We start from the raw sequence: 21,746 nt of genomic DNA, 5'->3' as shown, positions 1-21,746 counted from the left end.
TTCAGCATGCGTTGGGCCGCTCCATCAGTGAAACGCCACCCCGTCCAGAAAATGCCCCACATCCACCGACAACACCTCCGTGTAAATCTCCGTGCTTTTTAGGGACCGATGCCCCAGGAGTTGCCCGATGGCTTTGAGCGGCCGGCCGTGCAGCAACAGATGCACGGCAAAGCTGTGCCGGAAGGTATGGGCGGTAATATTAAAGGGCACGTCCCCTCCTCCCACCCGGTCGACAAGCTTATGGATGTAGCGGTTTACGGTTTGGCGGCACATCGGAAAAATCCGATCGGTTTTTTTAAAATGGCCCGCCCAGAGAAAGCTCTGGATGCGGTCTTTTAACACCCGGTCCTGGATGGGCACATAGCGCTTGGCCGAGCGCGCCAGCATTTTTTTCGACGGCCGGCCGCTTTTCTGTTTGAGGGTCTGCAGGATCACGCCGAAATCGTAGCCGTCGTCCACAAAGCTCGTGGGTTTTAACGCCAGTACTTCCGAGACCCGGGCGCCGGTAGACCACATCAGGTCCAGCACCAGGCGCTGGGCCGGGTTGTCGGCCTGGGCCAGCAGCCCCACCACTTCCGGGTAGAGCAAATAGGCGGGCATGGCCTGGACGGTGTCGAGCACGAGCGGGCGTTTGGCTTGCAGGCGGGCCCAGTCGATCTCGACCCGTTGGATGGGAAAGCGCACGGCCGGCGATTCGCGGCTGGTAAATAGGCTTTTGGGCGGGGCCGGAAATGCCCCGTCACTGATTGAATATTGTCCCATTTGCGCCAGTCCTTCGGTGCAGAAGAGGCCTATTCTAGGCGGCCGGCGGCGCCCTGTACAGCCGTGCTAAAAAGATGATTAAGGCGCCAAAGCGCCTAAAAACTAGCCTAAAAACCAAAAAAACGCACCGGAGAATGCAGTTTAAACGAGCTGTTCCAAACTAGGCGGTAATGGTGCATTTAGAGCACACAGACGCCGATGGCCCTCACTGGCCCCGATCGGCATAATGAGCGCCCCGGAATCGGAAATCACCATGTCCAAGCCCCTGTTCGGCCGCTACCGCGCCGTTGTGTTCGATGTGTACGGCACCCTGTTGCGCATCCCCGAGCAACGCAGCGCACCCTATCGCGCGCTGTTGCGCTGGCTTGCTGCCCATGGGCGCCGGCCAAACGCAATGGACGCCGTCTGGGTCATGACTCAGAACCTGCCCTTCGACGACTTTGCGCGATCGCTGGGAGTACCGGCACCCCTCATAGAAACCTGGGCAGCCGCGCTGGACAACGACTTGGCCGCGGTCACGGTATTTGAAGACGTGGAGACGACACTGGACGGGCTCAGTCGGCGGAAGCTACCGGTGGCTATTTGCTCCAATGCTGCCCATCCCTACCGCGCGCCGCTGCACCGGCTGATCAGAACCGGTATCCAACACGAGATCTGGAGTTTTGCGGTTGGAACAATCAAACCGGCGCCCGCTATTTACGCCGCCTGCAGTGAGGTGCTGCAGTGTCCGCCTTCGGACATACTGTTTGTGGGCGACACGCCTGCCGCCGATGTAGACGGGCCGCGTAGCGCGGGATTCGGTGTCCGTCTCATTGACCGGCAGCAGCCGGGTGTGCCGGGCGAACGGCTGCAGCACCTGACCCAGCTTTTTCAAGACGACTACTGATCCCAGAGCGCTCACCTGATGGGTGGCTCGGCTCGGGATGGCATCAACCACCCGGTCCTGCGCTCTAAGAACCATCCGTGTGGCCTTACCTATTGACCAACTGGCGGCAAAAAATTGGGTCGGACGCGCGATCGCTTCTCACGCACGCTGGAGGTCGGATTGCAGCGCGACCATTTCTTGAAAAAAACGATCGGCCAATGTCAGGCTGACGCGGCGTGATGACTCTTCCCCGCTCAACGACACGAGTGGCGGAAGCGTTTCTTCGACCACGTCAATACCCGCTGAGACGGTCGGTGGTGATGGGTGCCCTGCTGATGTCACTGACTCAAAATGCGCCTGCACCAAGATCTCTTGTTCAGGCACGGTTTGCGCCAACGCCTGTGCAAAACCCACCAGTGTGGGCTCGGCGATGATAAACAGGTCTGCAATTTCCCCTGCCCCCTGCCGGCACCGAATGATACGCCCCAGGACCTGCCGGAAATGCAGTGCCGTCTTGATTGCGGACAGATGGCAGCACACCTGCAGCCGCGGTATGTCAGTGCCTTCGCTCACCATCCCCACCGCCACCAGCCACGGGCTGTCGCCCTGGGCAAACATGGCCAGGCGCGCCTGTGCATCGGGCTGATGACTCGCGACCAGGGTGGCACGTTGGCCATGGTCGTCGCGTAAACACCGTATTAGCTGACGGGCATGGGCGATAGAGGTGGCCACCACCAGTCCACCCGCATCAGGGGTACGACGCCGCAACACAGCCAAACGGTCCACGGCCTGCCCCAGCAGGTGCCGAGTCAGCCCAGGGTGGGTCAATAACTGACGGTACGCCAACGGCGATTCAGCAAACGCCTCGCGAAAACTTGCAAAATGCTGGGTGGGGCCGCGGGTACTTTCAACCTGAATATCCGCACAGTCGGTGGCGACGATGCGTGGTGCACGGCAGACCCCTTCCGCGATTGCCCGGCGTAAATCGTAGACATAATCGGGCACCACCTGAGAGTCGTGATAATGTGCCGACGTCACAGGGCGTTTATCGGACCGCCACGGGGTCCCGGATAGTGATAGGGTGAAGCGCGCGCCGGTCAGGATCTGCGCCATGACCTGCTGCCCCCACCGATTGCCCTCAGGCCCCTGTCCACCGCAATGGTGAATCTCGTCAAGAATCACCAGCACCCGGTGGTGACGGAACGCTTGCCAGCAATCTTCCCCCAGAAATGGCAGCTGCTGATAGGTGAAAGTTCGCCCCAATGCGCCGGCCACGCCGGCCATGGAGCGACCGGTATGGCGTGACAACGTCTGGCTAAAGCCGGCGGCCACGGCCACGGACGGCGTAAAGCAGTACACCAGGTCAATGTCGCCCTCGGCGACCAATCGCCGCGCCAATTCAGCCGCCATCACCGTCTTGCCGGCGCCGGGTGTGGCGACCGCCAAAAACTGCCGTTGACCGGCCAGGAAACGTGCTTGGGCGTGGGCGACGCATTCTGCCTGCCAGGCGCGAAGATGTCTCATTGGGTCGATTCGGCCAGTAAGGCCTCGAGCGCGCGGACTTTGCCCAGCAAACGGTAGTTCGCATCCAGTGTCGCCTGAAAGCGAGCCGTTGCCTGGGACTGCAGCGCTGGGAACTGGTCGCGCACGCGCTTGTATTCCTCAATCTCACTCAGTTGGCTCAGGCTTCTTAAACGATATTGCTCCAGTTCCCGACTGAGCAGTACCAGACTCTCATCCCGTTCGCCACTGGGGGCTGTTGTACCGGGCGCCTTTTGCGTACTCGGTGCTGGCGGGCTACTTTCCGGTTGACGTGTTGCTGAGGTCAGTTGGTCAAACGCGGAAGTCGCCTGGAATTGTCGTTTACGCTGTGAGCCTGCGGACGCTACGACCAGGCCCCGCCGCACCCAATCCCGAATACGCGTATTGATCCAGCGGCGCAAATTTGCCGGGTCATCACTTAATGCCGGGGCTTGTTCGATCAGGGCATCGCGCAGCGCCGTCACCGTAAACGGCGATGCGCCCTGCGCCGCTACCAAGGCCATCAAAAGGGCTGATTTATCAGGGAGAGACATGGAGAACCAAGGAGAGAGACTGCTAAAAATGAGGATTATAGTCCGTGGTCACATAATCCTCAACGCCATAACAATACCCACCATTCTGTGGGATTGGTTATGCACGATATTGCCGTGGCACTGGGACAACACGTCCGTCGGTTACGTAAGCAGCGGGGCTTATCGCAGGAGCAGCTGGCGCACCTCGCGCGGCTTGACCGCAGCTATATGAGTCGCATTGAGCGCGGATTAGTCAGCATCACTATAGATAAGCTTTATAACCTGGCGGGCGCCTTGCACTGTGCGCCCGCCGACCTGTTACCTCCTAGCCCATCGCAAGATCCGTCGTCGGCTTGACCGGCGCCTCCGGGACCGCCAATTTGGCGATCCGCTTTAGCGGAAAACGCGTGAACGCCCGCCTTCCTTTGCTGAAATCGTATTCACCCGTGAAGTTTACGTGCCCCCAGGTCAACACCGAACCGGCACGAATCTGTTCAAACATCTCCGCCTTCAGATCAGGATCGTCCAAACCCAGCGCTTGGGTTGAGAGTGTCAAATAGTTCCACAGCAAGATGGCATTTTGAATTATCGACCGGCACAGGGTCTGCTGCTCCTGCTCTCCTTGTTCCGCCACATGAAAGACTTTGCCTCGCGCCCAGAACACCGCATCGTGGAATTTGTTGGATAGTTCCACCAGATTGAGTTGCTTCTGAATTGACTGGCGCAGGTCCAGGTTCTGGTAATACTGCAGAATATGATGGGTTTTGATAATCCGGCCGAATTCCGTTAGCGCACGGTACAACGGATGATGGCGGCTGTACGTATTCAACCGGTTAAAAATTTTCGAACCTGATGAGTAGCCGAGCTTGATGGTTGCCACCAGCCGCAACATCGTGTCCCACTGGTCCAGGATGTGCTGTCGCTTGACCAACCGCCCGGGTAAGAACCGATAGCCTTGGCCCTGCAGTGTTTTCTTGGCGGAAAAAGAAGACAGCACCTGCTCCTCGACCCGTTTAATGCGTGGCGCAAAGCCAATGCCGGCGAGAAACGCTGTGCCGAACAACGCGTGTGTAAATCCGTGGGTATCAGTCACATGAATCCGCTGAATATCGCTCGTGTTATTCATTAAACCGTCGAGTACATAGGCCGCTTCTCGGTCAGCCGCGCTGATTACCGTGGAGTGAAACAGGCGCTGCGCTTCATCCACAAAGCTATAGACTGCAACACCCCGCTTCTGGCCGTAGTACTTGTAGGCATAATTGGCCAATACCGAGTCAACGCTGACCGTCACTTTCTTGCCATCGCTGCCAGAAAACAAGCGATTATTCTCCACGCGGTACAGCCGGGTTAACGGCAGTGCCTGAATCGTGTCCACTAAATACTGATTGATGGCGCGTAGGTTCTCATTGGTAAACCGTTGATCGACGGCCGTTTTGAGCGTGTTCTCATTAATCCCAATGGACATATCGGCCATGGCGGGTACGCCGATGTTACAGCCCAACGCTATCAGACCGGCAAACAATACCTGAGGATCGGATTCAGTATTTTTCTGTGCGCTTTGGTGTTTTAGCAAGTGTAAAAAGGGATGCGCGTGTTCCATGTCCCTCAATATTTTCAGTACGGCGACCTTGCCCTCCTCTTTCAATCGTTGCCCGATATAGCCCGTAGGCCCTCGCTCTAGCGGTGGTGTCTTCACCCGGTAGCGGCCATCGGGCCGCGCGATTAAATACCCATTGCTGCCCTCTGCAATGCTTTGGTTAATATCCGTATAGCCTTTGGACAGCGTGGCTGACAGGTTCCCTAATGTGTGCTCTCCGTCGGCCCACGGGGTGAGTTGCGCGGCCTCTAACAGGCTCGATCGATCGGACTGCCAGATGGCCTTGTCAATCAAGTACCGGTTGATATGCAAGTAGTTGAATCCCTCTTCAAGGTTGATTGTGCCCCCCCGAATGCCCTCCCAAAATCGGATCATCAGCACCATAAATAACCGATCCGGGCAAACGGCTCCGTCGACCTCTACTATCCCGCGCTCTTTCTTAGACAGAAAGGCTAGCGGCAGCGGCCGTCCTGCTTGGTATGCTTGTAGCGCACTAAGTAGTGGCGCGTCGTCGGTGTCGGGATCGAAACGCAGGCGCCGCACCAAACCACCGATACGCTGGTGCAGGCCTTTCGCTTGTTCTGCCAACATGGCATACAACATTGCCGTGTCCTCGCTGTCTTCCAAGTATTGTGCGACGGCTTTAGACTTGCCGGCCACCGCTTCCGTTTCCAGCAATATATCCATCAGTTGTGACCGGATTCTCTGCAACTTTTGTGCATCGGATAATCGGCTGTCTTCAGCGATACCGAGCAGATCCTGTGCCACTTGAGCAAGCCGGGATTGTGACTGATGCACAGCACCAATAGCGGCCAGGCTTTCACTTCGCCCCTTGAGCTGTAACTCTTGGGCTTTATTGGCGGCAGTATTGCGGGCACGCTGAATTGACTTCAGTATCAGCGCCATCGCGTGATCTACCCGTTTAAAGTATTGGTATTTAGTAAACGCCATCAGGTGTAGGTGCGCCAAACGACGGTCGCTTAATTGTCGGACCTGCGCGGGGCGGGCCTTCAATACCCAATGGGCATAGTAGTGTGTGGCTTGCTCTGTCAAATTCAACTGATCGAGCACCGGCTTGACCTCATCATAGAGGGTTTGCGCGTGAGTCAATTGCTTGGCCGCGCCCTGAATCTTTCGTGTTTTCTCGGACTGTTCCAGCGACTTAGCGAGCGTCAAAGGCGTATTGCCGTCCTCATCGGTATTGAGCAATGCCATGAGCGCGTTTGCTTGTGAATCATTGATATGTTCACCGAGAACAGACAGTAGGCCGTCCTCGACGGCACCATAGCTTTGCGCCACTAGTTCGCAGAGTCGCCCGTAGCTGGGGATCACCCAGTGATTCTGGTCGAAAAATGACAACATGGACCAGAACAACGTGTCCTGGCCGGATTGCTTCCGAGCCTGCCACTTGGCATGCGTCTGTGCTGTTAGCCAGTCCGCGGAGGTAGGCTGGCGCCAGCCGGTGAGTTCTAGGATCTTTGCGCGGTATCGGCTTGCCGTTGCGCCACCGAATGATGACAGCATGGTTTTCATTTTGGGTTTGCTGAGATTGCGTAGAACTCCCCGCAAATGGTAGGTCTGTGCAATGTATTGTAGGTCTTTCAGGCGAAACTGAACGGGCTCAAAAAACTTCCCCCGGGCACGGAAATAGCCATAGCTGGCGATAAACACTAATTGATTCACTGGCTTTTTCAGCGAATTTAGGTGCGCTTTCGCAGCCTGTGGCAAATCAAACAACGCCGCACGATCAGCCTCCCCCAATGTGGGGACTGCATCGAAATCGCGGGCGTCGGCGGCAGGTAAGATGGCACGTTGCGTTGACATGGAGCTTCCTTTTTTGTGATTATTGAAGCTCGTCTTGTACCAGAAATCGTCAACTGTTGACCCGCATCGTCTGGCACTCCACCAAACTGATCAATAAATAACCTATTTTTGTATCGTACGATACAAAATTTGGTTATTTATTGATCGAAATTGGAAGTTTGTACGTGGAAAACATTAAATAGTACCTAGAATTCTGTATATTTACGCTTAGTGTCTCCCGTCGATATCGCTATGAACCCTACTAATGCGCTCTATCAATCGTTGTTAGATGCCTACGGCCATTTCAATACCGCGCTGTTTGACGGAAAACTCCCCCCTGTCATGTTTACCGTCCAGCGACAAAAAGAATTGATGGGCTATTTCGCCCCTGACCGATGGACTTCATTAGAAGGTACCCGGTGTCATGAGATAGGGATTAATCCCGCCAACATGGGGCGATCACGCGTTGTTGAGGTGTTGCAGACACTGGTCCACGAGATGGTGCATTGTTGGCAGTACATCTACGGTAAGCCCAGTCGCAGTTGCTATCACAATACCGAGTGGGCTTACAAAATGATCGATGTTGGCCTTCAACCCAGCGATACCGGGCTGCCAGGTGGCGCGATTACCGGCCAACATATGAATGACTATCCCATCGAGGGTGGACGATTTTTGCTAGCTTGCCACGCATTGGTTAAGAGCAATGGTTTCAATTTCCCTTGGATTTACCGTTTCATGCTGCCCAATTCCTATGCAATTGCACATCAAGCAGTAGAGAGCTCGCCACTTAACACCAATCTGGAGCGGATCAAAACTGAAACCGCGGTTGTAATGTCGGACTTCAATCCTGAGGCGTTAAGTGACGAAGCCGTAACCCAGTACCTCTATTCCAGTTACCAGGACATATTACCGAAGGACACTCTAGTTCAACTTAAACCAGCGCCCAAAACCAAGTCAAAATACCAATGTCCTGGTTGCCAGGCCAACGTTTGGGGGAAAGCCGGTCTGGACATCGTGTGCGGGCGTTGCCAAGTACCGTTTGATGTGATTTGAATATGTCTGAATAGACATTTGATGCCAACATCTAGGTTAAAGACAATTTCCTCTTAGATGTGAATGTCAGGCTTCCAGCACAAAATACTATAGACTCCAGAAATATAAGTAATGTAGCAAGGTTAATTCGTTTCTATCAGTCAATGGCCACGGAGTCTCTATGGGTGCCTGTGGAAGAACCGACAAATTTGACAAGATTGGCTCTAACGCGATCACAGCGAGCCCTGTAGTTGCTTAAACTGTCCTTGTATCATCGCCTTTTCCTGAAGTATTACCTTATTCTCGTCAGTCAGAAATGCAATCTTGTCCTGGCTGGCTTTTAGTTCGGCTTTGGTGGTCTCCAATACTTGAGATAACACAGCCAATTCCTTGCTCACGTCTGCTTTCTGAATGGTCATCACTGCCACGTTTTCCGCCAATTTTTCATTTTTTGCTGGAAATCGAGATACTTCTTGACGGCGTCTTAAAAATCGCGTTTCAGATCCTGGACATCTTCTATCTTTCCATTGAGCTCCCTGTTTAGCGTTATATTGGCCTGTTCAAGTTTACCGGCGCTGCTGAGTAACTGTGCATTACCATCAAGTAACTCGGAAGCTTTGGACTCAGCCTGGGTAAGCCGGTGTTGTAGATCCTGGATCTGCTCTTTTAATCCTTGGGTTACCTACGGAACTGAAGGCGCTCCTGCTGACGGTCTTCCGAAGTGCGCTGCTGATAGTGATTAAATTGTTCTCGAATATCCTTGTTTTCCTGCTTGAGTTCAGAAACGCTTCCTTTCAGTTCAGTAGTCCTCGCAATCGCTTCGTCTCGTTGGGACTCGGCTTTAACCAGGCTGATACGCGCATCTTCCAGAGACTTTTCTACTTCACCTTTTTTCTTGTTTTTCCGTTCAATCTGGTTTTCAAGATCTTGTTGTCGAGCGGTAAGCTGCACGATAGTGTTTTTGGTATCGGTCAACTCTTTTCGTAGCTCTTGATTGAAACCTTAAAATTCCTGACGGGCCTGCTCGATACGATGGTCGGCTATTTGTTGTACCCCCTCATGCAGTGATTTTACCACTTCGATCAAGTCGTTCGGTAGCCCGCCGATATCGACCGCCTCTCCGTTATCTGATCGCCAGCGTTTAAGCTGTGGCGCGATGGTGATTTTGCTGCCGGTGCCGAGTCGCTCAACTCTCGAACCCTGATCTCCATCTAACGGCCAGTGCCAGTGGCACCACTATCAGGGCATTGTTTACCCCGTGAAAGATCCCTTGGTTCGAAAGGCAATGGAAGGCATTCGGCGCACCCATGGCCAGCCCAAACGCAAAGCCAAGGCACTGCTTCTGGAGCACATTGCCCAGATGGTGAATCGCCTCCGGTTTTTGCCAGGCAGTAAAAAGAAATATAGGGATATGGCGATGCTGTTAACCGGCTTTTTTGGGGCCTTTCGACGCAGTGAACTGATTGCTATTCAAGTCAGCGATCTCATGTGAGAGCCGGAGGGCTTGATCATTAGCCTGCCCCGTTCCAGGACCGATCAGCAGGCGAGCGGCTTAGCGCGAGCCCTGCCCTTTGCAGGGAATCCGGTCTGTTGCCCAGCCAGGGCAATCAAGCAATGGATAGATACGGCTGATATTGTTAATGGCCCAGTGTTTCGGCCTGTCAATTGCTGGGATCAGGTGCAAACCAAACAACTCAATCCTGGGGCCATCAACGACTTGCTTAAAACCTTGGGTCGGGCCTGTTTGTTTGATTTTGTGCCTGAGTTGAGTCGCCACACTTTCGGCGAGGCCTCTCCACGTCGGCAGGACGGGAGAAGGTCGATTTTGAGTTGATTAAGAAACAAGGTGGTTGGAAGAGCGACGCTACAGTGTGGGAATACATCGAGGAAGGCCAGCAACTATCCGACGATGCAGCGATCATCCTGATGGAAAAAATGGCCGCGCTATTGTCACCAGAGTGTTGAGGCAGCATGCTGAACGATGTGCAGAAGCAATTAGGTTTACCTGCTCAACATACTTGCTCTGCGCTGACTAATATGATGTTGTCTATGGGAATCTCCAGTTAATCTTAAATCGAATAACGCAGAAAGTATTGGAAATAAGCCAGTCGTTAAAGATTTCGATATACTGAGGCTATTGCCGATTTTTGTGGAGAGGGGCGATGACAACAGTTTTGTCTATACCCACAGCGTCATTGAGCGCTTCATCCAACAATTCAGCGCGCGACACAGAGACTAGGTCAGGAGGCAACTCTAACGAGCGCAAACGATTAGAGCTTTCTCAGGCTCATATTCAGCGTCATGTCGAATCTCATCTCGCGGTTACGACACAGCACAGTTCACCACCCAATTACCACTATAGGCCTTTCGATGGAGAACTTTTTGTCGTCTCAGGTGATATCGTGTTTGATACGTCAGCTGAGCCCAATAATCCCCAAGCAACGCTGAAAAAAGCCCAACTAATACGAATGGCGTCTATGGCACCCGCTGGTCCCACACTGCAAGATCGTAACGCCTCTCTACAAGCAATAATGATGGCAGTACAAGCAAAAGGTGAGATTAACTCCGCTTCGGTTGAGCCATTGGGTAGACACATCGATGTACTTGTGTGACAACTTGAGTTTCCTAACGAAATTCAGCGGTTTCAGATAACGCTTGCATCTCGACAGGCTTCCTCCTCAAATTCGAATTCAATGGTCGTATGCGCGAGTTCGAACTCGCCGAGGCGATCGGCAATTGCCCTTTTCAAACTAAGTTGCTGCTCCAAGGTTAATGCGCGTTGCAATACCAGGTGTGCGGTAAGCACATGGTGCTCACCATCCAGTGACCACAGGTGAAGGTGATGAACACTGCGGACATCCTCAAGCGAGGACAGGCTCCGATGAAGTGACTCCGACAGCGTTTTGTCAGGTGTTGCCTGAAGAAATAATCGAGTGGTACTCCAAAGGTTCTTTCCTACATTGAACACGATATAAAGGGTAAAAACGATAGACAGTGCTGGATCTAGAATAGGCCAATCTACAAAGAGCAGCACAATGGATACAATCAGGACAGCCACCCAGCCCAGTACATCTTCCAATAAATGCCAGTTCAAGACTTTTTCGTTAAGTGTTTTTCCATGGCTAAGTTTATAGGCAGAAAATCCATTGACTATGACACCCAGAATAGCCAAGCCCAGCATTCCTTCGACGAGGGGCATTTCAGGTTGCAACAGTTTTGGGATAGCCTCTGACAAGACCCAAACTGAACCGGCAATAAGTACCAAGCCATTGACCAACGCACCTAATAACGACAGGCGGCGGTATCCGTAAGTAAAATCATTATTCGAGCCCTTCTCGCTGACCTTGCTCAGCACCCAGGCAAGACCTATAGATAGGCTGTCTCCAAGATCGTGGACTGCGTCCGCCATGATGGCGGTGCTACTTGTCAGCCAGCCCCCAATAAATTCAATGACCGTAAAACACAGGTTGAGGAAAAAGGCCCAGCCAATACGTTTTGAACTGTTGGTGTGATCGTGATTATGCATGGCTCTTCCACCAGGCGATTCCAGTGCTGTGGCGCTGGTAAGGACGCAGCCGGCGCGCACAACACCGGGAGGGTTAATGACCGTCTATAGGTAGCGCCTGCTCAATGGGGCTGACGTAGACCCAACCGGATATGTTATCGCCGATTTTTCCAGCTTTACGGATGATAGTTGTCACCGCATCAACCTGGTCGTCTTCGCAGGCCAATGATAGTTAAACTTCTGAAATCACCGCGCCAGTTTCAGACGTATAGGCCAGCTCTTGCTCACCTAAGGGTTTCAAGGTGCCTTTGACATCAAGCATTGCCATGTTCTTGTAGCCTGAATCGTGTAGCGCATTGATTACGTCTGAAGTTCGTACATGATGAATAAAGGCTGTGATTAGTTTCATGTGCGTATTCCTATAAAGTGTAGCTGTTACGTAAGACGACACGCGGCATGAATCACATGCCGCGCGCTCAAGTCAGTTATTGTGCAACCGGTTCGCCATTTCCATTCATTCTTTTCGGTTTTCGCCATGCAAGACGATACAAGCCAGGCAACACCAACAATGTGAGTAGAGTTGAAGAAATGATTCCGCCAATAACTACGGTGGCCAAGGGCCTTTGTACTTCAGCACCCGTACTGGTGTTGAGTGCCATGGGCAAAAAGCCGAGCGCGGCCACCAAAGCGACCATCAATATCGGGCGTAATCTGAGCATTGCTCCACTCTGAATCGCTGACTCGATGGCTTCGCCACGATTAAGCGCGTCCCGGAAAGCGGATACCATCATAACCCCCGTCAGCACCGATACTCCGCACAGGGTGATAAAACCGACACCGGCAGTAATTGACAGCGGTATGTCACGCAGCCACAAAGCGATGACGCCGCCGGTCAGCGCGAGAGGAACGCCACTGAATACCAGTGCGGCGTCTTTAGCGGAGCTAAAAGTCATCATCAGCAACGCAAAGATCATCACCAGTGTCACAGGCACCAGCAGACTTAACCGTTGTGACGCAGACTGAAGCTGTTCAAAGGTACCGCCGTATGCCAGCCAATAGCCGGGCGGTAGCTTGACCTGTTGCGCCACTTTGCCTTGTACTTCAGCCACAAACCCTCCCAAATCGCGACCGCGAACATTCGCGCTGACCACCAATCGGCGTTTACCGTTTTCTCGGGAGATCTGATTGGGGCCGGGTGCCAGCGTCAGGCTGGCGACCTCACGCAACGGTACATAACCACCGTCCGGTAAGGGGATGGGCAAACGCTCCAGGCTGCTCAGGTCGGCCCGTAACCGTTCTGCCAAGCGCACGACGATCGAGAAACGTTGGTCACCCTCGAAGATAAGGCCGGCCTCTTCGCCGCCTGTGGCGGCAGCGACGACGTCCTGCACATCGGCAACGTTCAAGCCATAGCGATACAGGGCGGAGCGATCCGCTTCGACTGACAAAATGGGTAAGCCCGACACCTGTTCCACCTTGACGCCTTCAGCGCCCTCTATACCGTTCAGTACAGCGGCGATATCGCTTCCGGATTTCAGCAGTTGCTGCAAATCATCGCCGAATACCTTGATCCCTAAATCCGACCTGACACCTGAAATCAATTCATTAAAGCGAAGCTGGATCGGTTGGCTGATCTCATAGGCATTGCCAGGCAACAACGAAAGTTTCTCACCCATTTCTTCCAACAGCTGGGTTTTAGTTTTATCGGGATCAGGCCATTCACTTTTGTCCTTCAGCATGACATAGCCATCAGAGATATTGGGCCCCATGGGATCGCTGGCGACTTCGGCGGTTCCCACACGCGAGAAGAAGGTTTTAACTTCAGGCATTTCCAGCACGGCTTTTTCCAGACGAAATTGCATATCCAGGGATTGGCTGAGGCTGGTGCCGGGAATTCGCAACGCCTGGACGGCAATATCGCCCTCATCCAGGTTCGGAATAAATTCTGTCCCCATCCGGGTTGCCAGTACTCCAATGATGGACACAAATATTAGTGCTGCGGATAGCACCCAGACGCGAAACCGGACAACCCAGGCCAATATCGGGGAATACAGCCGCTTGGAAGAACGGACGATCAGGTTATCCTTCTCCTCGATGTGTCCACGCATTAGGAGGGCCACAGCCGCAGGAACGAAGGTCAGCGACAACACCAATGCGGACAACAGCGCCATGATCACCGCCATTGCCATGGGAGTAAACATTTTTCCCTCCACGCCGGTCAGCGCCAGAATCGGCAGATTCACCAGAATGACCACCAGCACGCTGATCAAACTCGGGGTGAAGACCTCACGAGTCGCCGCAAACACCGTTTGAAAGCGCTCGTCCAATTTCAAGGTGCGCCCAAGATGGTGTTGGCGCCCCGCCAGGCGCAATATGCAGTTTTCGACAATAATGACCGCACCATCCACGATCAATCCGAAATCCAGCGCGCCCAAGCTCATCAGATTGGCACTCACCTTGGTTTGCACCATGCCTGTCATTAACATCAGCATTGATAAAGGGATCACCATGGCTGTTAGCAGTGCGGCTCGGACATTACCAAGCATGATCAAGAGCACTACAACAACCAATATGGCACCTTCGGCCAGATTAGCCTGTACGGTCGCGATGGTTTTATCGACCAGTACCGTGCGGTTGTAAACGGGTTCAGCGATGACGCCCTCAGGCAGTGTTTGGTTGATTTCCTTCAGTTTGGCCGATACGGCCTCAGACACCGTTCGGCTATTACCGCCCAGCAGCATGACGGCGGTACCCAATACCGTTTCCTCACCATCGAGGGTTGCGGCCCCCGTTCGCAATTCTTTGCCGAACCCTACTCCAGCCACATCGGCAACCGTGATTGGCACCCCCGCCCGAAGAGCGACGATGATTTTTTCAATTGCGGGAATGTCAGCCACCTGTCCAGGAGCACGGATCAGGTATTGTTCGCCATTTTTTTCAATATAGCCCGCTCCCACATTGGCATTATTCTTCTCCAGTGCTGCCACCAGGTCATCAAAGCTGAGCTGGTAGGCCAACAGCTTTGACGGTTCCGGCGTAATGTGAAACTGCCGTTCAAAGCCTCCAATGGTGTTAACCTCAGTGACGCCCGGGACTAAGCGCAACTGTGGCCGGATTACCCAATCCTGCAAGGTCCGTAGCGCAGTAGCATCATACGGCTCTCCGCTGGCCTGCAGTGCGTCTGGTTTGGCATGAACTGCATAGTGAAATATTTCACCAAGCCCCGTTGCTACTGGTCCCATCACCGGTTCGATACCGGCAGGCATTTCACTCTTGGCCTGTTGCAGTCGCTCATTGATCAGGTTGCGGGCAAAATAGATGTCCGTGCCTTTTTCAAACACCACTGTCACCTGCGAGAGTGCATAGCGGGACAGGGATCGGGTACTTTCCACGTGGGGCAGCCCAGTGATGGCTAATTCCACCAGATAGGTGACGCGTTGCTCCACTTCCAGTGGCGAATAACCAGGCGCTTCGGTGTTAATTTGTACCTGGACGTTGGTGATGTCGGGCACCGCGTCGATGGGTAAATGCTGATAGTTCCAGACGCCTAAGGCGCCAACGACTAGCACCAGAAACATCACAACCCAACGCCGGGCGATGGAAAATTGAATCAGTTTATCAATCATGATGAACTCCCGAGTTGAGTTCATGAGACCCGTGCAGTGGGAAGGATCTGTCCGTTACCCTAGTTAGAGCGATTAAAGATTGATTAGTGTCCATGTTCAGCATCCTCCTTGCCCAATTCTGATTTCAGGACAAAGCTGTTTTTGCTGACATACACTTCATCAACAGCCAGGCCAGACAAGACTTCGCTCAATTCGCCGTCGGTACGTCCGAGCGTCACCGCACGTGGTTCAAAACCCTCCTCACCCTGAACAAACACGACGGGGTTATCTTCCACGATCTGCAGGGCCTCGTTACGGATCACTACCGGAGCGGGGACTTCATCACGGGTGATTTGCGCATTGACAAACAGCCCGGGTTTCCATCGGCCTCTGGGGTTGTCTATCAAAACGCGAGCTGTAATGGCCTGGTTGCCACCCTGGCCATGTGGTGCAATATAGAAAATTTCTCCTTCTGCGATTTGGGTTGAGTCGAGACTGAGCACGCGAACTTTTTGGCCTAAACTCACCTGACTAACATCTTTGGGGAAAACCGACAGTTCCACCCAAACCGTTGAGAGATCCTGAATAACTAACAATGGTGTATCGGTAGTTTGCTCGCCAACGTTCGCATTACGCTGAGTAACGACACCATCGAGTGCGGACGTTATCGAATAGGTTTTCAGGCTTTCATTCGCTTCTACGGTCAGCAAGGTTTCGCCTTTACGAATCGTATCACCCGTACTTTTTTTGACTTCCCGAATAATGCCATCGAAGCGTGCTGTCACCGACTGTTCGCGCTCTGCGTTGGTAGCCACGACGCCATACACCGGTAAGACATCGCGGATAGTCCCCGAGGTAGCGGTTGTCAGCGTAATACCAGCATGCAGCATCTGTTCCTGTGTCAGTTCTATGTGGCCTTCTTCGTCGTGCTCTGTCTCTTCTTCGTGGCCAGTCTCTGCAAAGGTTTGTACAGACAGCAGTGCGATCGCTAAGTAACTGATAAGAAGATGGGTGATGGATTTTTTAATATGCGTTTTGGAGTTCATTGTGGTAATCCTGAAAATGTGTCGTCTTCCCCATACTGGGTCAGGGCCAGAGGCTCTGCTGTCAGCTGCTCAATTTCTGCGCCATAGGTTAAGGCGGCTGCGGCTGCTTCGATCTGAGTGCGTCTGGCGCTCAATAGCTCCTGCCGTGCACTGACATAATCGAGGTACCCGTACCGGCCTCGCTGATACGCCGCTTGAGTTTCAACCAGTGCCTGTTCAAGGGCTGGGATGATGGCGGTACGCAGGGCTTTTACCGCAACAATGGCTTGCTTGCGGTTGTGAAAAGCTCGAAACAGTTGCGTGTGCAAATCGAGTAACATCACCTCACGCTCTGCTAACACCTGATTTTTCTCAGCCAATGCGGTGGAAACGGCGCCGGCATTTCGCTTAGCTGAAAACAGCGGCATACTGAAGCCAGCAACCAGAGCGGTGTCATCTGTTTCCTGCATTCGACGAACGCCCACCGACCAACTGATGTCGGCGCTGGATTGGGTTTTTGCAAGGCGTAATTCAGCGTCTTTCAGGCGGGACTGAGCCGCAAAAATTTGTATCGCTGGATTCTTTTCCACTTTTGCATACAACCTTTCAAAAGCAACATCCTCGCCGAACTGGAATAGATCCCCTTCCACTTTGTCAAACTCTGGATTGGTCGATCCCCAGAGGGCAGACAATGCCACTTTCAAATAAGTAAGTCGTTGTTGCTCCGCGAATAAAGCGAGCTTTGCTTGCTCAGCAGCGGCCTGCGCACGTTTCACTTCAGCCTCGGGCGTGGCTCCTGCAGCAGCCCGCTTTTGCACAATGCGTAAGCTTTCGTTTCCCAGCTGGGCAGCTTCTTTTGCCAGTTCAACCTGCGCCTGTGCTGCGAGCACATCAACGTAGCGGCGTGTGACTTCACCTAACAGGGCCAGGGATTCCACTTGTCGATGGGCGTCGAGAAGTGACCGACGGTGAGATACCACACCCTGCCGAGCCAAGCGCTTATCCCCCATTTCGATTACCGAAGACAGAGCAACGGTTAGCTCGGCACCACTGACGCCCGTGAAATCCCCGCTGCCTCCGACATTTTCTGCGTCAAAGCCCACTTCATAGGCTGGCCGCAACTGGGCCGTTTCTGCCAGCCCTTGAAGTGCGTCATAGCGGTAGGGAAAAATTTGAAGAGACGGGTTTTGTGACAAAGAACGCTGCACCGCATGGGCCAGCGTGATCGTTGAGTCCCCAGGTGCGGCGTTAAGCCCCGAAGAAAAAATAAATAATAGTAAACTGAACAGAAAACAGCGGTTTCTGATATTCCGCCGATCCCATGCGCTTAAACGAAGCGCAGTACATATTGGTAACATGTGGTAGATCCTACTTATTTAAGGTAATTCAAGCCGAGCGTTGCAGAAAAAACCGCAACACGAGGAAAGACTTAATCAGTAAAATCAGGCGATGGGAGGGCGGTACAGCGAGGGGGGGATACCCAAGGTGTAGATGGCGTTATAGCTGACAGGTCCATTTCCTAAAAACAAGGCAACCAAGTGTAATTCAGATTCTGCAAAAATCATGGCGCCATGCCCATGACAATGGCAACAATGGTGGCAATCAAAGGAAATGCTACCCAATGTAGCACTTGATTTAATTTCTTGGTCTGTCTCGGGGTTATGAGTCGGTTCTTGTTCGTGGTCAAATGTTAGATGTTCAGTACCCGATTGATGTAATTGGTGCGCATCCGCCGAGGCCACCACCGACTGCACCGCAAGCAGGGCGATCATCAGGTATGTAATGGCGTGGCGGATCATCATGGGTCGGGCTGACTTCTTATTGCAAAAGGATTCAAATACAAGTCTCGATAGACTATTAGATTACAGTAAACTTCCAAAGTGGTGTAGTCAATCGTTACCCCTTAGCACCATAGGCTTAAATGTTTACTTCACATCACAACAGCCGTCAGCTTTCATCTCAGTTCCTTCTTTCAAACTCTTTTTCGCCTGAATCAATATACCGGAGGAGGAATGCACGACAACCCCAGCGATAAGCGCCGCTATCACATAATCCGGCCACGCGGACGAACAAGCCTCCACCAGCCAGGCAGCAACCAACACACCCACATTGGCTAACATATCATTGCGCGAACACAGCCAGCTTGCGCGCATATTAACATCACCACTTCGGTACCGATACAGAAGCGCAAAGCAGGCCGTGTTCACAACCAACGCCAGCGCAGCGATCCAGCCCATGATATCCGTTTGGGGTGTACTTCCCTCCCCGATTCGCCAGCCAATGTGCAGAAACACACCGATGCCCAATAGCATTTGCAAGCTCCCATTCAGCAGGGCGGCTTTGGCTTTCTGGGCAAGGGCTTTACCGACTGCATACAGACTCACCGAGTACACGAGCACATCAGCCAGCATGTCCAGGGAATCGGCCATTAAACCGCTTGAACGCGCCAGCCAGCCAGCAGCGAATTCGACAACAAACATCACTGCATTCAATAATAGAACGATCCAAAGAAGGATACGTTCCTGGCAGTTTCTCGCTTCGGCGGCACAGCACTCAGACATACAAAGGGTCGCTTCCAAATTGAAGGCTGTTATACTAAACCTTCAACCTACTGGAAGGTCAAACCCTATGAAGATTAATGAACTGGCCAAACGCACCGGGATGGCCAGCAAAACCATCCGCTACTACGAGGATATAGGCCTGCTGCCGGAAGCACACCGGAGCCCAAATGGTTACCGCGACTACGGCGAAAGGGATGTCGAGCGCATGGTGTTTATTCGTCGCTGTCGCGAATTGCAAATTCCGCTGGATGAGCTCAAGGTGCTGGTTAGGCTGCAAATGGATAAGCAAGCGCCATGCGCTGAAATTGATCAAATTATCCGAGATCAGCTGGAAAAAATTCGCAGTACCATTCAGGAGCTGATGCGCCTGGAAGAAAGCCTGAATGAGTTGGCACAGTGCTGTCGCTACGATACGGTGTCCGAGTGTCGTATCGTGCGTTCGCTCAGTGGACGTGAAGAAAGTGAAAGAACGAACCAATGTTTGGGGGAAAGCCGGTCTGGACATCATGTGCGGGCGTTGCAAAGTATCGTTTGAAGTGGTTTAAATACGTCTGAATAGAAGTTTGATGCCGGTGGCAGGCATCATCCATCGCACCCAGTATTCACTTTTCGGAAAAAGCTCAAATCGCTATATCTGTGCGTTTGCAGAGTTATTTTGCAGTCATTCAGGATTGCATGGAAGAAGATAATTATGTCGAAGACAATCTATTCTAAACACGAATGCAGAGGACCCGGCACCAAAATACTTTGGACATCTGAAATATTCGTATATGTAGCAGGATTCGTTCGTCTTTATCGGTCAATGGCCAAAGAATTGGTAGGCAATAGCACAGTAAAAATCGTATAACCGCATTCACTAGAGGCGCTAATGGTACCGTCATGCGCCTCGACGATCGACTTCACAATAGCCAAGCCCAATCCCGCGCCATCGCTATGGCGCTGTCGCGATGGGTCAATCCGATAGAATCGATCAAATAGTTTCGGCAAATGTTCCGGCGCAATGGGTAAGCCCGGGTTAGCAATGGTCATCCTAGCAAGCCCACCTTCGCTCCTGACGGCTATGTCAATCGTCTGATTTTCCGGGGTGTATCGGATTGCGTTTGACAGCAGATTAGAAATCACACGCCTCAACATTGATTTGTCCGCCAAAATAGAGGTCTTCTCACCCTGCACAGATATCTTCACATTACATTCATCAGCTAGTGCTTGAAAAAACTCTACCGCTGCCTGCACCTGCTCCATCAGCTCAATAGTTTCCCACGTGTATTTCAACAATCCATTTTCACTCTGGGCAAGCAGCAGCATATCATTGACCATTTTCGTCAATCGTTCCTGCTCCTCCAGATTGGAGTACAAAATTTCCCGGTATTCTTCAGATGAACGCGCCCGTCCCAGTCCAACCTGTGTTTGAGTTGCAAGATTACTTAAAGGCGTACGGAGTTCATGCGCTATATCCGCTGAAAAATGAGAAAGACGAGAAAAACTGTCTTCGAGTCGACTGATCATTTGGTTAAAGGCGTCGGCCAGCGGTTTCAATTCCGGCGCCAGCGTTGTGGTTTCAAGCCGAAAATCAAGCTGGTCTGCCTTGATGGAACGAATGGATTCACTCAATAGGCGTAATGGTGCATGCCCGCGGTGAACACCAAGCCAAGCGGCAAACAGGGTTAACAAGCCTGTCATCGTTAATATCAGCGAAAGATTGCGCTTGAAATCTCTCAGAAATATCATGTGAGATTCCATCGAGATAGCAGACGCGATTCGATACATTTTACCATTGATATCGACAAGGCTTATCGCACCACGGTAAGTGGTCTGACCGATCACCCACGTTGCCACGTTTTGGGGTCGAATTTTCCTGAAAACAGGATCGTGCGCGAGGGATTCAGGCAGTGAGATCTCGGGTGAACGAAAGATCAATTTACCAGACTCGCTCCAAATCTGATAATAGACACCGTGATGCCCTGTAATGGCATGGGCAAGCGAATGGTCTGTATCTCCAGTTGAGTCAAACTCAAGCTCCAATTTTTTTGCAACAGCTTGGGTAATTACAACCAGCTCTTCGACATCCTGCTCAATAAAATGTTGATCAACGGCATGCAGGACTAACTGCCCGACCGCAATAAAACTGATGACAATAACCATTGCGACAAACACCATCACCCGATTTTTGAGTGACAAATTACGGATGAGGGAATCATGCGGCGACACGCGATTACTCCTCAACGTCAAGCTTGTAACCCATTCCACGTACGGTGTGGATCAGCTTGGATTGAAATCCCTCATCCACCTTGCTTCTTAAACGGCGAATGGCCACATCGATGACATTGGTGTCTGAGTCAAAATTCATATCCCACACCTGCGAGGCAATCAGCGAACGCGGCAGCACCTCACCTTGTCGGCGAACCAGCAGTTCTAACAAGCAAAATTCTTTGTGGCTGAGGTTGATTTTCTGGCCGGCCCGAACCGCTCGGTGGCGGTGCAGATCAAGAGTTAAATCGGCCACTTTAATCTGATCCGTCAATGCTGGAGTAGCCCCCCGGCGAAGCAATGTGCGTACCCGCGCCAGTAATTCTGCAAAGGCAAACGGCTTAACCAGATAGTCATCTGCGCCCAGCTCTAAGCCTTTGACGCGGTCATCGATGCTGTCGCGGGCAGTGAGGAAAAGCACCGGGGTTTGATGGCCGGCTTCCCTGATCGATTGCAGGATGCGCCACCCGGTAACATCCGGTAGCATGACATCAAGCACCAACAAATCGTAGGACTCCGTCATGGCCAGATGATGGCCATCAAGCCCATTGCGTACCAGTGTTACCATGAAGCCTGCCTCCGTCAGGCCCTGCTTCAGGTAGTCACCGGTTTTCACTTCATCTTCAACCACTAACAAGCGCATGGCACTTTGCCCTATTCCGGTACCTTGGTGTAATTCATGATACTTAA

Annotated in this window: 23 protein-coding genes; 7 read left to right on the top strand and 16 right to left on the bottom strand. The window is 52.5% G+C overall.

Annotation, left to right across the window (positions count from 1 at the left end; translation table 11 throughout):
- Positions 1–24: 24 nt before the first annotated feature.
- Positions 25–762, bottom strand: coding sequence for a tyrosine-type recombinase/integrase (locus M5M_RS02960; protein ID WP_015045981.1), 738 nt, complete (start codon positions 760–762; stop codon positions 25–27).
- A gap of 253 nt (positions 763–1,015) precedes the next feature.
- On the opposite strand from M5M_RS02960, the gene M5M_RS02955 reads away from it, so the two are divergent.
- Positions 1,016–1,648: an HAD family hydrolase gene (locus M5M_RS02955; RefSeq protein WP_042455342.1), complete on the top strand. Its 633-nt coding sequence runs from the start codon at positions 1,016–1,018 to the stop codon at positions 1,646–1,648.
- Positions 1,649–1,786: 138 nt separating this feature from the next.
- Here the strand turns inward: M5M_RS02955 and M5M_RS02950 are convergent, their stop codons facing one another.
- Together M5M_RS02950 and M5M_RS02945 are read right to left on the bottom strand one after the other, a co-directional pair.
- Positions 1,787–3,151, bottom strand: coding sequence for a DEAD/DEAH box helicase (locus M5M_RS02950; RefSeq protein ID WP_015045979.1), 1,365 nt, complete (start codon positions 3,149–3,151; stop codon positions 1,787–1,789).
- The gene (locus tag M5M_RS02945) at positions 3,148–3,672 is read right to left on the bottom strand and encodes a hypothetical protein (protein WP_015045978.1); all 525 of its coding nucleotides are present in this window, start codon (positions 3,670–3,672) and stop codon (positions 3,148–3,150) included. The genes M5M_RS02950 and M5M_RS02945 overlap by 4 nt, the downstream gene beginning before the upstream one ends.
- Before the next feature lie 129 nt (positions 3,673–3,801).
- Between M5M_RS02945 and M5M_RS19815 the strand changes: the two genes are divergently transcribed.
- Entirely contained in the window at positions 3,802–4,038 is a 237-nt protein-coding gene (locus M5M_RS19815) for a helix-turn-helix domain-containing protein (RefSeq protein ID WP_015045977.1), read from the top strand.
- Here M5M_RS19815 and M5M_RS02940 read toward each other — a convergent pair.
- Positions 4,007–7,102 carry a Tn3 family transposase gene (locus tag M5M_RS02940; RefSeq protein WP_015045976.1) on the bottom strand — a complete coding sequence of 1,032 codons (3,096 nt, stop codon included), beginning with the start codon at positions 7,100–7,102 and terminating at the stop codon, positions 4,007–4,009. The two genes, M5M_RS19815 and M5M_RS02940, sit on opposite strands and share 32 nt — an antisense overlap.
- 231 nt (positions 7,103–7,333) lie before the next feature.
- On the opposite strand from M5M_RS02940, the gene M5M_RS02935 reads away from it, so the two are divergent.
- Positions 7,334–8,134 carry a SprT-like domain-containing protein gene (locus M5M_RS02935; protein WP_015045975.1) on the top strand — a complete coding sequence of 267 codons (801 nt, stop codon included), beginning with the start codon at positions 7,334–7,336 and terminating at the stop codon, positions 8,132–8,134.
- A 212-nt stretch (positions 8,135–8,346) separates the two neighbouring features.
- On the opposite strand, the gene M5M_RS20600 is transcribed toward M5M_RS02935, so the two are convergent.
- The 3 genes from M5M_RS20600 to M5M_RS20590 all read right to left on the bottom strand — a co-directional run bounded on the left by M5M_RS20600 (position 8,347) and on the right by M5M_RS20590 (position 9,271).
- Positions 8,347–8,541, bottom strand: coding sequence for a hypothetical protein (locus tag M5M_RS20600; RefSeq protein ID WP_244431054.1), 195 nt, complete (start codon positions 8,539–8,541; stop codon positions 8,347–8,349).
- 250 nt (positions 8,542–8,791) lie between these two features.
- Complete coding sequence (locus M5M_RS20595) at positions 8,792–9,088, bottom strand: hypothetical protein (protein ID WP_024330255.1); 297 nt, start codon at positions 9,086–9,088, stop codon at positions 8,792–8,794.
- Between the two features lie 27 nt (positions 9,089–9,115).
- Positions 9,116–9,271 (bottom strand): hypothetical protein, encoded by a 156-nt coding sequence (locus M5M_RS20590; RefSeq protein WP_244431110.1) that lies wholly within the window; start codon positions 9,269–9,271, stop codon positions 9,116–9,118.
- Positions 9,272–9,371: 100 nt separating this feature from the next.
- Between M5M_RS20590 and M5M_RS21095 the strand changes: the two genes are divergently transcribed.
- The 3 genes from M5M_RS21095 to M5M_RS21045 all read left to right on the top strand — a co-directional run bounded on the left by M5M_RS21095 (position 9,372) and on the right by M5M_RS21045 (position 10,725).
- On the top strand, positions 9,372–9,605 hold the full coding sequence (locus M5M_RS21095; RefSeq protein ID WP_244431053.1) for a site-specific integrase: 234 nt from the start codon (positions 9,372–9,374) through the stop codon (positions 9,603–9,605).
- A 338-nt stretch (positions 9,606–9,943) separates the two neighbouring features.
- Positions 9,944–10,078, top strand: coding sequence for a hypothetical protein (locus M5M_RS21090; RefSeq protein WP_476712816.1), 135 nt, complete (start codon positions 9,944–9,946; stop codon positions 10,076–10,078).
- A gap of 197 nt (positions 10,079–10,275) precedes the next feature.
- Positions 10,276–10,725: a putative metalloprotease CJM1_0395 family protein gene (locus M5M_RS21045; protein WP_081640093.1), complete on the top strand. Its 450-nt coding sequence runs from the start codon at positions 10,276–10,278 to the stop codon at positions 10,723–10,725.
- A 32-nt stretch (positions 10,726–10,757) separates the two neighbouring features.
- On the opposite strand, the gene M5M_RS02920 is transcribed toward M5M_RS21045, so the two are convergent.
- The 7 genes from M5M_RS02920 to M5M_RS02890 all read right to left on the bottom strand — a co-directional run bounded on the left by M5M_RS02920 (position 10,758) and on the right by M5M_RS02890 (position 18,809).
- Positions 10,758–11,639 (bottom strand): cation diffusion facilitator family transporter, encoded by an 882-nt coding sequence (locus M5M_RS02920; RefSeq protein WP_015045974.1) that lies wholly within the window; start codon positions 11,637–11,639, stop codon positions 10,758–10,760.
- Positions 11,640–11,850: 211 nt separating this feature from the next.
- Complete coding sequence (locus M5M_RS20580) at positions 11,851–12,027, bottom strand: nitrogen regulatory protein P-II (RefSeq protein WP_015045973.1); 177 nt, start codon at positions 12,025–12,027, stop codon at positions 11,851–11,853.
- Between the two features lie 76 nt (positions 12,028–12,103).
- Positions 12,104–15,244, bottom strand: a complete 3,141-nt coding sequence (locus M5M_RS02910) for an efflux RND transporter permease subunit (protein ID WP_015045972.1) — start codon at positions 15,242–15,244, stop codon at positions 12,104–12,106.
- Positions 15,245–15,327: 83 nt separating this feature from the next.
- Positions 15,328–16,269, bottom strand: a complete 942-nt coding sequence (locus M5M_RS02905) for an efflux RND transporter periplasmic adaptor subunit (protein WP_015045971.1) — start codon at positions 16,267–16,269, stop codon at positions 15,328–15,330.
- Positions 16,266–17,606, bottom strand: coding sequence for a TolC family protein (locus tag M5M_RS02900; RefSeq protein ID WP_016389191.1), 1,341 nt, complete (start codon positions 17,604–17,606; stop codon positions 16,266–16,268). The genes M5M_RS02905 and M5M_RS02900 overlap by 4 nt, the downstream gene beginning before the upstream one ends.
- Before the next feature lie 84 nt (positions 17,607–17,690).
- Positions 17,691–18,050, bottom strand: coding sequence for a hypothetical protein (locus tag M5M_RS02895; RefSeq protein WP_015045969.1), 360 nt, complete (start codon positions 18,048–18,050; stop codon positions 17,691–17,693).
- 123 nt (positions 18,051–18,173) lie between these two features.
- Entirely contained in the window at positions 18,174–18,809 is a 636-nt protein-coding gene (locus M5M_RS02890; protein ID WP_016389190.1) for a cation efflux transmembrane domain-containing protein, read from the bottom strand.
- Between the two features lie 67 nt (positions 18,810–18,876).
- Here M5M_RS02890 and M5M_RS02885 point away from each other — a divergent pair, with 67 nt between their 5' ends.
- Positions 18,877–19,344: a MerR family transcriptional regulator gene (locus tag M5M_RS02885; RefSeq protein ID WP_015045967.1), complete on the top strand. Its 468-nt coding sequence runs from the start codon at positions 18,877–18,879 to the stop codon at positions 19,342–19,344.
- Between the two features lie 257 nt (positions 19,345–19,601).
- Here M5M_RS02885 and M5M_RS02880 read toward each other — a convergent pair whose 3' ends face one another.
- Positions 19,602–21,017, bottom strand: a complete 1,416-nt coding sequence (locus tag M5M_RS02880) for a heavy metal sensor histidine kinase (protein WP_015045966.1) — start codon at positions 21,015–21,017, stop codon at positions 19,602–19,604.
- A gap of 4 nt (positions 21,018–21,021) precedes the next feature.
- Positions 21,022–21,699 carry a heavy metal response regulator transcription factor gene (locus M5M_RS02875; RefSeq protein ID WP_015045965.1) on the bottom strand — a complete coding sequence of 226 codons (678 nt, stop codon included), beginning with the start codon at positions 21,697–21,699 and terminating at the stop codon, positions 21,022–21,024.
- Positions 21,700–21,746: the final 47 nt, after the last annotated feature.

Source organism: Simiduia agarivorans SA1 = DSM 21679, assembly GCF_000305785.2.
GTDB lineage: Bacteria > Pseudomonadota > Gammaproteobacteria > Pseudomonadales > Cellvibrionaceae > Simiduia > Simiduia agarivorans.
The sequence above is the reverse complement of the archived record's forward strand: the minus strand, read 5'-3'. Positions and strand labels throughout refer to the sequence as shown.